Raw genomic sequence first — 11,873 nt, 5'->3', positions numbered from 1 at the left:
CGAACACCAGGAACGGCGTGGCCTGCACCATCACCGATACGAAGACGGTGGTCCAGGTCTGCAGCCGCGGCGTCGACAGCGCCGACGCCAGCGGCGCCCGGAAGACGAGCAGTGCCACGAGCACCGCGGCCAGCACTTCGACCGAACCGACCCGGCGCCGTTTGGGCGGGGCTGCTTCGGGGGTATGACTGTCAGTGCCGCGCACCTGATCGACAGCGGTCACGGGGTCCTCACCTCGACGGGGATGTGCCGACCGGCACAGGTTACCCGCAGCGTGTTCGGTGCTAGCCTGTCCGACACAAGCACCGCATGTACTGCGGGTACACAGTTTGCAAACGACAGGGGAGCGCACAGCGCTGAGAGTGCGGCACAGGCCGCAGACCCTCGAACCTGATCTGGGTAATGCCAGCGCAGGGAGTTCGGTCAACACCTCACCGCCACGCCGGTCCGCCCGCCATACTCATTAATTGGGGCATAGCGGACGTACGGCGTGCGCCTTCTCCTCGTTCGTCCCCTCACGAACCAGGAGCCGAATCCGATGTTCAACCTCCGTGAGCGACTTCGTCGCTTGATCCCCAACTCGCGCTGGCGGACCGTCGACATCGTCGTCGCGTCCGTGCTCGCCGCCGCCTTCGGCGTCATCTTCTGGGCCTGGGGCCTGCTCTGGAACGGCCCCGCCGCGGCCGTCTTCAGCGGCTTCTTCCCGCCCGCCTCGGCCGCCATCTACGGCGTATGGCTGATGCCCGCCGTGCTCGCCCCGCTGATCATCCGCAAGGCGGGCGCGGGCCTCTACGCCGAACTCGTCGCCGCGATCATCTCGGCGCTGCTCGGCACCACCTGGGGCATCAGCGTTCTGTGGTACGGCCTGGCCGAGGGCCTGGCGGGCGAGCTCGGTTTCACCGCGTTCGGCTACCGCCGCTGGGGTATGCCGCAGGCGCTGCTCGCCTCGGTGCTGTCCGGCCTCACCGCCGCCGGGCTCGACCTGTACTACTACTACGCCGACTGGAGCACCGACTGGAAGGTCAGCTACGTCGCGATCGTCGTGGCCAGCACGATGGTCATCGCCGGGCTCGGCAGCGTGCTGCTGACCAAGGCGCTGGCCGGCACCGGCGTGCTCGACCGGTTCCCGTCGGGCCGCGTCCGCGACCTGGTCTGACGTAGTGATCCGGCTCAGCGGGTACGGCTGGCGCCACGCCGGACGCCGCGCCTGGGCGGTGCGCGGGCTCGACCTGCGCATCGCCCCCGGCGAGCGGGTGCTGCTGCTCGGCCCGTCCGGGGCGGGCAAGTCCACGCTGCTGCACGCGCTGGCCGGGCTGCTGCCCGCCGACTCCGGCGACGCCGAGGGTGAACTGCGCGTCGACGTCGACCACGTCGGCATCGTGTTCCAGGATCCGCAGTCGCAACTGGTCATGTCCCGCGCCGGGGACGAGGTCGCGTTCGGGCTGGAGAACCTCGGCTGGCCCGCCGACCGCATCTGGCCCCGCGTCGACGAGGTGCTGGCCCAGGTCGGGTTCGCACCGGACCGGTCCCGGCCCACCGGCGCCCTGTCCGGCGGCGAGCAGCAGCGACTCGTGCTCGCCGGCGCCCTCGCGCCCCGGCCCGGCCTGCTGCTGCTCGACGAACCGACGGCCAACCTCGATCCGGCCGGCGCCGAGCGGGTGCGGCAGGCCCTGCGCGAGGCCGTACCCGCCGACACCGCCGTGGTGCTGGTCGAGCACCGCATCGCCGAGGTGCTGGACCTGGTCACCCGGGTGGTGGTGCTGGAACCGGGCGGGGGCGTGCGCGACGACGTACCCCCGGCGCTGCTGCGCGGGCCGCTCGGCGACGAGCTCGCCGCGGCCGGGGTGTGGGTGCCCGGCCATCCCCCGCCCCGCCTGCCCGCCGCCGCGCCGCCCGGTGACGTGCTGGTGTCCAGCCACGACCTGCGCGTACGCCACCTGGCCCTGCCCGATGTGGCCGCCCGCGTCGGTGAGGTGCTGGCGGTCACCGGCCCCAACGGCAGCGGCAAGTCCACCCTGGCCCTGGCCCTCGGCGGCCTGCTCCAACCCGCCGCAGGCTCGGTCCGCACTCGGTACGGCGCACCGCACCGCTGGCGGGCGCCCGCGCTCGCGGCCCGGATCGGCTCGGTGTTCCAGAATCCCGAGCACCAGTTCGTGACCGCGACCGTCCGCGACGAGCTGGCCCTGGGCGGCACTCCCCCGGCCCGCCGCGACGAGCTGCTGGAACGGCTCCGGCTGACCCATCTCGCCGGAGCGAACCCGTTCACGCTCTCCGGCGGCGAGGCCCGGCGGCTGTCGGTGGCCACCGCGCTCGCGGCCCGGCCCGAGCTGCTGATCCTGGACGAGCCGACCTTCGGCCAGGACCGTCGTACCTGGCTGGAGCTGGTCGACATGCTCGCCGGGCTGCGCGACGGCGGCCACGGCGTCATCACCGTCACCCACGACCCGGACGTGGTCACCACCCTGGCCGACCGGGTCGTGACCCTGCCCGACTCCGCCACGTCCGATGCGGCGGCGGCCGGGGGTGCTTCGTGATCGTTTCATCGGCTGTCGACGTGACCGGGCGCTGGGCGCCGCTGGCTCGGCGTACCCCGGTCGCGAAGATCCTCGCGTTGGCGCTGTTCACCACCGCGGCGCTGTTCACCCGCGACCTCGTGGCCCTGGTGTTCGCGCTGGCGGTGACGCTGCTGGCGGCGCCACTGTTCGGGATCACGCCCTGGGGGCTGCTGCGGCGCGGCTGGCCCGCGCTGTTCGCGGCCGCGACCGTGGTGCTGTCGCTGACCCTGTTCGCCGCCGACCGGTCCGGGACGGTGCTGCTGCACTTCGGACCGTTCCTGGTCACCACGACCGTGCTGCAGAACGCGACGACGCTGGCGCTGCGACTGCTGGCCATCGCGCTGCCCAGCATCCTGGTGTTCAGCACCACCGACCCGACCGACCTGGCCGACTCGCTGACCCAGCACGCGCGGGTGCCCGCCCGGTTCGCCATCGGGGCGCTGGCGGCGTTCCGGCTGGTGGGGCTGCTGGGCGAGGAGTGGCGGACCATCGCGATGGCGCGGCGGGCGCGCGGACTGGACGCGGGCGGCAATCCGGTGCGCTGGGTGAGGGTGTTCGCGGGCACCGGATTCGGGCTGCTGGTGGCGGCGATCCGGCGCGGGACGCGACTGGCGGTGGCGATGGACGCGCGGGGGTTCGACTCCGGCATGCCCCGCGGGCTGGCTCGTCCCATGCCGTGGCGGCCGGGCGACTGGCTGCTGGTGCTGGCGGGGGCGGTACTGGCAGTGATGATCCAGTACCTGGCCCACCGCTGACAGCCCGCTCCCACCCCCGACAGCCCCATTCACTCCGACGGGCCCATTCACTCCGACGGGCCCATTCACTCCGACGGCCCATCGCGAGACGCCGAAGCGCGTGGCTGCAGTTTCGGGGAAACTGCCGGTAAGCGGGCCAAGATTCCCGCACTTTCCCCGAAACTGCAGCCAGACCGGAACGCGAACGGGGCCCGATGTGCACGTCGGGTGCGCGATCGTCGGTCGAGGGGCCGCGAGATCGACGTTCGCGGACGTCGGGTGATCCGACGGTATGTCGCGATATCGTGGCGCTACGGGCGACTTGCCCGATTTGGCGGCATATCCGGGAGGAACGGCCATCGACGTCCGGCTGATCACCGAAGACGGAGTCGAGCAGCACTCGGTCGCGGACCTGCCCGCGCTGCTGCGGCGACCGGACGGGATCGTCTGGGTCGACGTGCCGGTCGGCGACACCGCCGCCGCGACCGTGCTCGCCGACGTGTTCGGCTTCCACCCCATGGCGGTCCGCGACTGCCTCGAACGCAACCGGGTCCCGAAGGTGCACGTCTACCCCGATCACGTATTCGTCGTCCTACACGCCCCGGAGCAGGGCCGGGCCGGGCATGTCCACTTCATCGAACTGGACCAGTTCGTCGGGCCGCGGTACGTGGTGACGGTGCACGGACCGGTCAACCCGGCGGTCGACCCACAGGTGTGCGGCCACGAGACCAGGCAGGTGCTGCGGCGGCTGGAGTCGGGGCGGCTGCGGCCCCGGTCACCGTTCGAGCTGTCGTACGCCATCGTCTCGGCGCTCGCCCGCCGCCAGGAGGCCTTCGTGGAGCTGTGCACGGGCGAGGTGTGGCGACTGGAGCAGCAGGTCACCAGCGGCGAGCTCGGCGATACCGAACAGTTTCTGGAGGAGCTGTTCCGCACCCGGCACGGCCTGGCCGCGGTGCGCGCCATGGCCATGCTGAGCAGGGAGATCTACGGCAGGCTGGCGTCGCTGGGGCGGATGGGCACCGGCTGGGTCGCCACCGACGACGACCGGCGGCTGCTGGACGACCTCATCGACCAGTTCGACCGGGTACGCGGACTCGCCCAGGGCCAGGCCGACTACCTGCAGGGTGTGATCGAGTTCTACCGGACCCGTACCGACACCAAGATGACGATCGCGGCCGAGCGGCTGGCCGTCATCGCGGTGATAACCCTCCCGATCACGGCCCTGTCCTCGATCTACGGCATGAACCTGATCGTCAACCGCCGGACCGACATCCCTCAGCTGGCCCTGGTCCTGGCCGTGATGATCGCCATGTCGGTCACCCTCCTCCGCTGGGCCAAACGCCAGGGCTGGTGGTGACCCCCACCCGCCACACCGGGGCGTCAAGCGGTGGGGGCGGGTGGGGCTACCGGGTTGGGGAGGGCGCCGCCGAAGCGGCGGTCGCGCTGGGCGTAGAGCTCGCAGGCGTACCAGAGGTGGCGGCGGTCGAAATCGGGCCACAGGGTGTCGAGGTAGACGTGCTCGGCGTACGCGGACTGCCAGATGAGGTAGTTGCTGGTGCGCTGCTCGCCGGACGGGCGCAGGAACAGGTCCACGTCGGGGACCTCGGGGTGGTAGAGGTACCGCGCGAACGTCTTCTCGTTGATCTTGTCGGGCTTGAGGCGGCCGGCGGCGACATCGCGGGCGATGGCCGCGGCCGCGTCGGCGATCTCGGCCTGGCCGCCGTAGTTGACACAGAACTGCAGCGTCAGCTTGGTGTTGTTCCGGCTGAGCTGCTCGGCGGTCTCCAGCTCGTCGATGACGCTCTTCCACAGGCGTCCCCGGCGGCCGGACCACACGATCCGTACGCCGAGCTCGTTGAGCTGGTCGCGGCGGCGGCGGATGACGTCGCGGTTGAAGCCCATCAGGAAGCGCACCTCCTCGGGCGAGCGCTTCCAGTTCTCGGTGGAGAACGCGTACGCCGACAGGTACGGCACCCCGATCTCCAGCGCGCCCTCGATGGTGTCGAACAGCGAGAACTCGCCGCGCTCGTGCCCCGCGGTGCGCGCCAGCCCCCGCTCCTTGGCCCAGCGCCCATTGCCGTCCATCACGATCGCGATGTGCTTGGGCAGCGCTCCGGCGGGCAGCCGGGGCGGGGTCGCACCGCTCGGGTGCGGCGTGGGCAGCTTGGGTTCGCGTCGCGTGCGCAGCAAGGTGCACTTCCCCCAGGTGCTAGAGCTAGGCCGGTTCCCGGCGATCAACCAACGGCAGAGAGCGTAGCTGCCGTTCCAGGTGCCACTGCAAGTGCGCCGCCACGAAACCCGCACATTCGCGCTGCACCGACGGCTCGGTGCCCTCGGCCGCGGTCCAGTCGCCGAGCAGCAGCGCGGACATCAGGTCGAGGGTGGCCGGGTCCGGATGGGCGGCGCCGGGTGGGCGGCAGTTCAGGCAGGTGACCCCACCGGAGGGTACGGAGAAGGCCCGGTGCGGCCCCGGCTCCCCGCACACCGCGCAGTCACGCAGCGCCGGGGCCCAGCCCGCCTGGGACATGGCCCGCAGCAGGTACGCGTCGAGCACCAGCGTGCCGGGCCGCTCCGCGTCGGCCAGGGCCCGCAGCGCGCCGAGGGTGAGCTGGTAGAGCCGCAGCGCCGGCTCGCGCTCGACCGGGGTGAGCCGCTCGGCCAGCTCCACGATCGCGTTGGCCGCCGTGTATCGCGGGTAGTCGGACAGGAAGCGGCGCCCGAGCAGGTCGCGCGCCTCGACCTGGGTGACGCTGTCCAGCGAGGCGCCCTCACTGCACTGCACGTCGATGTGGCTGAACGGCTCCAGCCGCGCGCCGAAGCGCGAGGTGGTGCGGCGTACGCCCTTGGCCACCGCGCGGACCCGGCCGTGCTGGCGGGTGAGCAGGGTGACGATGCGGTCGGCCTCGCCCAGCTTCTGCGCGCGCAACACGAGGGCGTCGTCGCGGTAGAGGGGTCGGCGCATGCCCGGCATGCCCGCCAATCTACGCGTCGGGACCGACGCCCCCGCGCTGCGCTCAGAAGCCGAGGCGGCGCAGCTGGCGCGGGTCGCGCTGCCAGTCCTTGGCCACACGTACGTGCAGGTCAAGGTAGACCCGGGTGCCGAGCAGCTCCTCGATGTCGGCGCGGGCCTTCATGCCGACCTCCTTGAGCCGGGAGCCCTTGGCGCCGATCATGATGGCCTTCTGGCTCTGCCGCTCGACGTAGACGTGGGCGTACACCTTGGTCAGGTTGTTCTCGCCCGGGATGATCTCCTCGACCAGGACGGCGATGGAGTGCGGCAGCTCGTCGCGTACGCCCTCCAGCGCCGCTTCGCGGATCATCTCGGCGATGAGCACGTGCTCGGGCTCGTCGGTGAGCATGCTGTCCGGGTACAGCTGCGGCGACTGGGGCAGGTACCCGATCATGACGTCGACCAGGCGGTCGAGGTTGTCGCCGTCGACGGCGCTGACCGGGACCACGGCGGCGAACGCGCCGAGCGCGTCGACCGCGAGCAGCTGCTCGGCCAGCGCGTCCTTGGTGACCAGGTCGGTCTTGGTGACCACCGCGACGACGGTGGCCTTGAGCCCGGCGATCTCGCTGGCGATGAAGGTGTCGCCCTTGCCGACCGGCTCGTTGGCCGGGATGCACAGGCCGATCACGTCGACCTCGCTCCAGGTCGCGCGGACCAGGTCGTTGAGGCGCTCGCCGAGCAGGGTGCGCGGGCGGTGCAGCCCGGGGGTGTCCACCAGGACCAGCTGCGCCTCCGGACGGTGCAGCACCGCGCGGATGACGTGCCGGGTGGTCTGGGGCTTGTTCGAGGTGATCGCGATCTTCTGGCCCACGATCGCATTGGTGAGTGTCGACTTGCCGGCGTTCGGTCGTCCGACGAAGCAGGCAAAACCGGCACGGTATGAATTTTCCGCCACGCACGTACGCTACCGTGCCCAGCGCACGCGGTAGCGGCCGCTCGGTGTCATCCGCAGCGCAGCGGAGGATGCCACCGATTAAGGCCGCGTGAGCGTGCGCGCATGTCACAGCGCACGCGGTAGCGGCCGCTCGGTGTCATCCGCAGCGCAGCGGAGGATGCCACCGATTAAGGCCGCGTGAGCGTGCGCGCATGTCACAGCGCACGCGGTAGCGGCCGCTCGGTGTCATCCGCAGCGCAGCGGAGGATGCCACCGATTAAGGCCGCGTGAGCGTGCGCGCATGTCACAGCGCACGCGGTAGCGGCCGCTCGGTGTCATCCGCAGCGCAGCGGAGGATGCCACCGATTAAGGCCGCGTGAGCGTGCGCGCATGTCACAGCGCACGCGGTAGCGGCCGCTCGGTGTCATCCGCAGCGCAGCGGAGGATGACACCGATTAAGGCCGCGTGAGCGTGCGCGCGTGTCACAGCACCCTCGTGCCCCCTACGGGAGGAAGACGGGCTCCTCGCCGCAGGCGTGGCGACCGGGCGGCGGGCCGCCGTCGGGCTCGGCGACCAGTGCCGCGAACAGTTCGTCGACCTCGATGCCGAGCAGGCCCGCCAGCGGCACCAGGGTGGCGGCGCCATCGGCGTACGCGGCGAACAGGTCGGCGACCAGGCGGGCGGGCAGGCGCCCGGTGCGGGCGGCGGCCAGGCGCGACACCAGCGCGGCCCGGCCGGCGGGGGTGGCGTGGCAGCGGACGGCGGTCCAGCGGCCGAAGTCGTCGGCGGCCGCCGCGTCGAGCAGTCCCAGCGCGCGCAGCCGCGCGGCCATCGCCCCGGGCGAGACGCGCAGACCCGAGACCAGGGCGGCGAACGACTCGTCGGTCACCAGGCCGCCGTCGAGGTGGGCCTGGATCTCGTCGTACGGCATCAGAAAGGCCGAGGCGAACGCGTCTGCCCGCGCCTCCACCGCCGCGTGCTGTCGCCCCGGCGCGACCCGGTGGTCGACCAGCGGCTCGTCGGCGTCCCCGGCGAGCAGGTGGCCGAGGGCATGCGCGAGGGCGAACCGCTGCCGCGACCACTGGCTGGTGCTGCCGCACAGCAGCAGCCGCCCCGGCCCGGCGTGCCAGGCCACCGCGTCGGCCCCACCGGGCAGCGGCCCGAAGGCCACGTCCACGGCGTACGCCCGCTCGACGGCGTCGGCGAGTTCGCCGGTGTCCAGACCTCCTATCCGGCTCGCGCCGGTGGCGCGGAGTGCGGCGACCGCGGGCGCGGCCAGCTCACGGCCCTGCAGGCCGGGCGGCAGCGGCGGGTGTGCGGTGAGCGCCGGGGGCGGGGCGAGCAGGGGCGGGCGCTCGCGGCGGCCGAGGCGGCGCAGCGTCTCGTAGGCGAAGGCGTAGCGGTCGAGCAGGGCACGCACCGCGTCGCCGGGCGGCGGCTCGGCCGAGGCGGCGGCCACGGGTTCGCGGGAACGTCCGGTGAGCAGCCAGTCCACGCTCACGTCCCCCGCGTCGGCGATGAGCGCCAGCTCCAGCGAGGTGAAGCGGCGCACCGCGGTCAGCGACTTGGACAGCTTGTCCGGGCTGATGCCGACCAGTTCGCTGAAAGCGGCCTGGCTGGGCGACACCCGGGTGATCACCGTACGGACCCGGTCGATCACGCCTTCATCCATGGACATGAAACTAGCGACGCCTCGCGATAATCGCAACGGGCCCCGGCTCCGCCGCCTGGCCGAAAAATCCGGTCCGGTACGGTGACCACCGTGGAGCTGCTGCACTCGGGCAAGGTCCGAGACGTGTACGCCGACGGAGACGACATCATCCTCGTCGCCTCGGACCGGATGTCGATCTTCGACGTGGTCCTGCCGACTCCGATCCCGGACAAGGGCGCGATCCTCACCCAGCTCTCGCTGTGGTGGTTCGAGCAGCTCGCCGACCTCGTCCCGCACCACGTGATCTCGGCGACCGACGTGCCCGCCGAGTTCGCCGGGCGCGCGATCCGCTGCAAGAGGCTGCGCATGGTGCCGGTGGAGTGCATCGCCCGCGGCTACCTGACCGGCTCGGGCCTCAAGAGCTACCAGGTCACCGGCGAGGTCTCCGGCGTGGCCCTGCCGCCGGGGCTGACCGAGGCGTCCCGGATCGACCCGGCCATCTTCACGCCGACGACCAAGGCCACGCCCGGCGAGCACGACGAGCACATGACGTACGCCGAGGTCGAGGCCAAGATCGGGGCCGAGGACGCGGCCCGGATCCGCGACATCACCCTGGCCGTATACCAGCGCGGCCGCGACCTCGCCGCCGAGCGCGGCATCATCCTCGCCGACACCAAGATCGAGCTGGGCTGGGACGCCGACGGCGTGCTGACCCTGGGCGACGAGGTGCTGACGCCGGACTCGGCGCGGTTCTGGCCCGCCGACGGCTACACCCCGGGCCGGGTGCAGCCGAGCTTCGACAAGCAGTACCTGCGCGACTGGGCGATCGACCTGGGCTGGGACAAGAAGGAGCCCGGTCCGGAGCTGCCCGAGGACGTCGTGGCCGCCACCCGCGCCCGCTACGTCGAGGCGTACGAGCGGATCACCGGCCTCGTCTGGAGCTGACACGCCGCGCTAGCCTCGGACACATGGGCGAGCAGAGCTATGTGGAGGTTCGGCGGCGGCTCGGGCTGCCCGAGATCCCGGCCGGTGTGCTGGCTGAGGTGCGGGCGGAGTTCGAGGAGGAGCGGGCGCTGCACGCCGACCCGGCCTGGGTCGCCGAACAGCGGGCGCACTACACGCCGCTGCTGGCCGCGTACGGCGCGGTCGCCGAGTGAGACCGGTCGCGCGCATCGTCGACGCCAGCGCGATCCGGCGCTACCTGGCCGGTGACGACGTCGCGTTCGCCGCGCAGCTCGTCGCGCTCGACGACGCGGGCTACCAGGTGCTGGTCCCCGCGCTGTGCCTGAGCGAGGCGTACTGGGCCGTCGACGCCGCCGACGAGCCGCTGCTGGACGTGTTCCGCACCCTGCGCCAGGTGACCGTGGCACCACTGCCCGCCGGGGACGCCCAGGCGGTGGGCGGGTTGGCCCGGTTCCTGGGCACGCTGGGCATGGCACACGCGTGCCTGCTGGCGGCGGTCACCCACACCCCGCTCCTGACCGCCGAACCCGCCCTCGCGGGCAAACTCCTGCGCCCCGACCTGATCCGCCAGGTCTGACGGGTCGCTGATCATCAACGTTGCCGGGCAATCGGGCGGATGACCGCCCAAGATACGCACGACTGCCGGGCAACTGGGTGGTCTTGGGGACGGTGAGCCGCGAAAGCCGTTCGCGGTTATTCGCCGGTTTTCATGCGGGAAGTTCATGTTCTGGGCAACATGAGCTCATGCGCACTTTTCTCACCTTTTCTACCGTGCTGTCCCTGCTGCTGCCCGCGGGAGCAGCGCAGGCCGTACCGGCAGCAGCAGAAGCACCGACCGCACCCCGGGCCCGCCTGGCCCCCGCGATGCCCGACACAGTCACCGACGACCCGGTCAACTGGACCCCGCACATCACCGACGGCACGGTGTGGGCCATGGCGGTCGTCGGCGACACCGTCTACGTCGGCGGCGACTTCGGCGGCACCACCCAGGCGCACAGCCGGGCCATGCTGCCGCGCCGCAACCTGATGGCGTTCCGGCTGTCCGACGGCGAGGTCACCGATCTGCGGGTGGAGCTGGACGGCCCGGTGTTCGCCCTGGCTGAGGGCCCCGACGGCAGTCTGCTCGTGGGCGGCAACTTCACCGAGGTCAACGGGCAGCGGCGCCGCTCGCTGGCCCGCCTCGACCCGGCCACCGGCGAGGTCTCCTCCCGCCTGCGCTCCGGCGTCGACGGGGACGTGCGAACCCTCGCGGTGTCCGGATCGGACCTCTACGTCGGTGGCTGGTACGACTGGATCGGCGGCGCGCACCGCGCCGGACTGGCCCGCCTCGACCTGGACACCGACACCGTCGACCCCGGCTTCGACGCCGAACTTGCCGACCCGGTCCGCACCGCACCCCGGACCGAGGCGATGGCCCTGTCCCCTGACGGCACCCGGCTGGTCGCCATCGGCAACTTCAACTCCGCCCGCGGCCTGCCCCGGTCACAGGTGGTCATGCTCGACGTGACCGGCCCCGAGGCGGTGGTGACCGACTGGACCGCCCCGTTCTACGGCATCCGCTGCGACTCCCGGTTCGACAGCTACGTCCGGGGCGTCGACTACTCCCCCGACGGCAGCTGGTTCGTGGTGGTGACCACCGGCCACGACTCCGGACCCGACCTGCCGTGCACCGCCGCGGCCCGGTTCGAGGCGACCGGCTCCGGTGAGCACGCCCCGACCTGGGTCAACCACACCGGCGGCCACTCGCTGTACGCGGTCGCCGTCACCGGCCCGGCCGTCTACGTCGGCGGCCACCAGCTCTGGCAGGACAACACGTACGGGCAGAAGACCAGGGGGCCCGGCGCGGTGGACCGGCCCGGGATCGCCGCGCTCGACCCGGTCACCGGGCTGGCGCTGCCGTGGAACCCGACCCGAAGCCGGGGCGCGGGCGTGCGCGCGTTCGCGGTGTCGGCGCGCGGGCTACTGGTCGGCTCGGACACCGACGAGCTCGGCGGCGAGTACCACGCCCGGATCGGACTCTTCCCGTACGCGGCGGGCTGAGGTTGCCGTACGCGGCGGGCTGAGGTCACGGCAGTAGGCTGGTCAA

At 72.2% G+C, this 11,873-nt stretch carries 12 protein-coding genes, 1 pseudogene and 1 riboswitch; of the genes and pseudogenes, 8 read left to right on the top strand and 5 right to left on the bottom strand.

Translation table 11 applies throughout. The features are described 5' to 3' along the window. Window positions 1-205 (bottom strand): annotated as a pseudogene (locus tag KUA19_RS36875) (permease); the annotation flags it as partial. Between the two features lie 125 nt (window positions 206-330). Next, window positions 331-435: riboswitch (TPP riboswitch) on the top strand. 103 nt (window positions 436-538) lie between these two features. Here KUA19_RS36875 and KUA19_RS36870 point away from each other — a divergent pair. From KUA19_RS36870 to KUA19_RS36855, 4 genes are all read left to right on the top strand, one after another. After that, complete coding sequence (locus tag KUA19_RS36870) at window positions 539-1,156, top strand: ECF transporter S component (RefSeq protein ID WP_217403701.1); 618 nt, start codon at window positions 539-541, stop codon at window positions 1,154-1,156. Between the two features lie 4 nt (window positions 1,157-1,160). Continuing rightward, complete coding sequence (locus KUA19_RS36865; protein ID WP_217403699.1) at window positions 1,161-2,534, top strand: ABC transporter ATP-binding protein; 1,374 nt, start codon at window positions 1,161-1,163, stop codon at window positions 2,532-2,534. Next, window positions 2,531-3,310: an energy-coupling factor transporter transmembrane component T family protein gene (locus KUA19_RS36860; protein WP_308167859.1), complete on the top strand. Its 780-nt coding sequence runs from the start codon at window positions 2,531-2,533 to the stop codon at window positions 3,308-3,310. The genes KUA19_RS36865 and KUA19_RS36860 overlap by 4 nt, the downstream gene beginning before the upstream one ends. A 310-nt stretch (window positions 3,311-3,620) precedes the next feature. Beyond that, window positions 3,621-4,646 (top strand): magnesium transporter CorA family protein, encoded by a 1,026-nt coding sequence (locus KUA19_RS36855; RefSeq protein WP_254550693.1) that lies wholly within the window; start codon window positions 3,621-3,623, stop codon window positions 4,644-4,646. A 23-nt stretch (window positions 4,647-4,669) separates the two neighbouring features. Here the strand turns inward: KUA19_RS36855 and KUA19_RS36850 are convergent, their stop codons facing one another. The 4 genes from KUA19_RS36850 to KUA19_RS36835 all read right to left on the bottom strand — a co-directional run bounded on the left by KUA19_RS36850 (window position 4,670) and on the right by KUA19_RS36835 (window position 8,845). After that, window positions 4,670-5,479, bottom strand: coding sequence for an isoprenyl transferase (locus KUA19_RS36850; protein WP_217403695.1), 810 nt, complete (start codon window positions 5,477-5,479; stop codon window positions 4,670-4,672). Between the two features lie 25 nt (window positions 5,480-5,504). Further along, window positions 5,505-6,260 carry a DNA repair protein RecO gene (gene recO / locus KUA19_RS36845; RefSeq protein WP_217403693.1) on the bottom strand — a complete coding sequence of 252 codons (756 nt, stop codon included), beginning with the start codon at window positions 6,258-6,260 and terminating at the stop codon, window positions 5,505-5,507. Between the two features lie 43 nt (window positions 6,261-6,303). Further along, entirely contained in the window at window positions 6,304-7,194 is an 891-nt protein-coding gene (gene era / locus KUA19_RS36840; protein WP_217403691.1) for a GTPase Era, read from the bottom strand. Between the two features lie 481 nt (window positions 7,195-7,675). Continuing rightward, window positions 7,676-8,845 carry a helix-turn-helix domain-containing protein gene (locus tag KUA19_RS36835; protein ID WP_217403689.1) on the bottom strand — a complete coding sequence of 390 codons (1,170 nt, stop codon included), beginning with the start codon at window positions 8,843-8,845 and terminating at the stop codon, window positions 7,676-7,678. A gap of 90 nt (window positions 8,846-8,935) precedes the next feature. Here KUA19_RS36835 and KUA19_RS36830 point away from each other — a divergent pair, with 90 nt between their 5' ends. The 4 genes from KUA19_RS36830 (at window position 8,936) to KUA19_RS36815 (ending at window position 11,827) form a co-directional block, all read left to right on the top strand. Then, complete coding sequence (locus tag KUA19_RS36830; protein WP_217403687.1) at window positions 8,936-9,769, top strand: phosphoribosylaminoimidazolesuccinocarboxamide synthase; 834 nt, start codon at window positions 8,936-8,938, stop codon at window positions 9,767-9,769. 23 nt (window positions 9,770-9,792) lie between these two features. After that, window positions 9,793-9,981, top strand: coding sequence for a hypothetical protein (locus KUA19_RS36825; protein WP_217403686.1), 189 nt, complete (start codon window positions 9,793-9,795; stop codon window positions 9,979-9,981). Further along, window positions 9,978-10,364 carry a hypothetical protein gene (locus tag KUA19_RS36820; RefSeq protein ID WP_217403684.1) on the top strand — a complete coding sequence of 129 codons (387 nt, stop codon included), beginning with the start codon at window positions 9,978-9,980 and terminating at the stop codon, window positions 10,362-10,364. Before KUA19_RS36825 ends, KUA19_RS36820 begins: the two co-directional genes overlap by 4 nt. A gap of 167 nt (window positions 10,365-10,531) precedes the next feature. Further along, window positions 10,532-11,827: a delta-60 repeat domain-containing protein gene (locus KUA19_RS36815; RefSeq protein WP_217403682.1), complete on the top strand. Its 1,296-nt coding sequence runs from the start codon at window positions 10,532-10,534 to the stop codon at window positions 11,825-11,827. The last annotated feature ends 46 nt before the right edge of the window (window positions 11,828-11,873 follow it).

This window comes from Catellatospora tritici (assembly GCF_019083965.1).
Lineage (GTDB): Bacteria > Actinomycetota > Actinomycetes > Mycobacteriales > Micromonosporaceae > Catellatospora > Catellatospora tritici.
This window is presented reverse-complemented; position numbering and strand designations above follow the sequence as displayed.

Bases quoted from the DNA above. Each gene is read 5' to 3' on its own strand.
- KUA19_RS36835 (WP_217403689.1), bottom strand. From the start codon at position 8,845: ATGGATGAAGGCGTGATCGACCGGGTCCGTACGGTGATCACCCGGGTG.
- KUA19_RS36815 (WP_217403682.1), top strand. From the start codon at position 10,532: ATGCGCACTTTTCTCACCTTTTCTACCGTGCTGTCCCTGCTGCTGCCC.
- KUA19_RS36870 (WP_217403701.1), top strand. From the start codon at position 539: ATGTTCAACCTCCGTGAGCGACTTCGTCGCTTGATCCCCAACTCGCGC.
- recO (WP_217403693.1), bottom strand. From the start codon at position 6,260: ATGCCGGGCATGCGCCGACCCCTCTACCGCGACGACGCCCTCGTGTTG.
- KUA19_RS36825 (WP_217403686.1), top strand. From the start codon at position 9,793: ATGGGCGAGCAGAGCTATGTGGAGGTTCGGCGGCGGCTCGGGCTGCCC.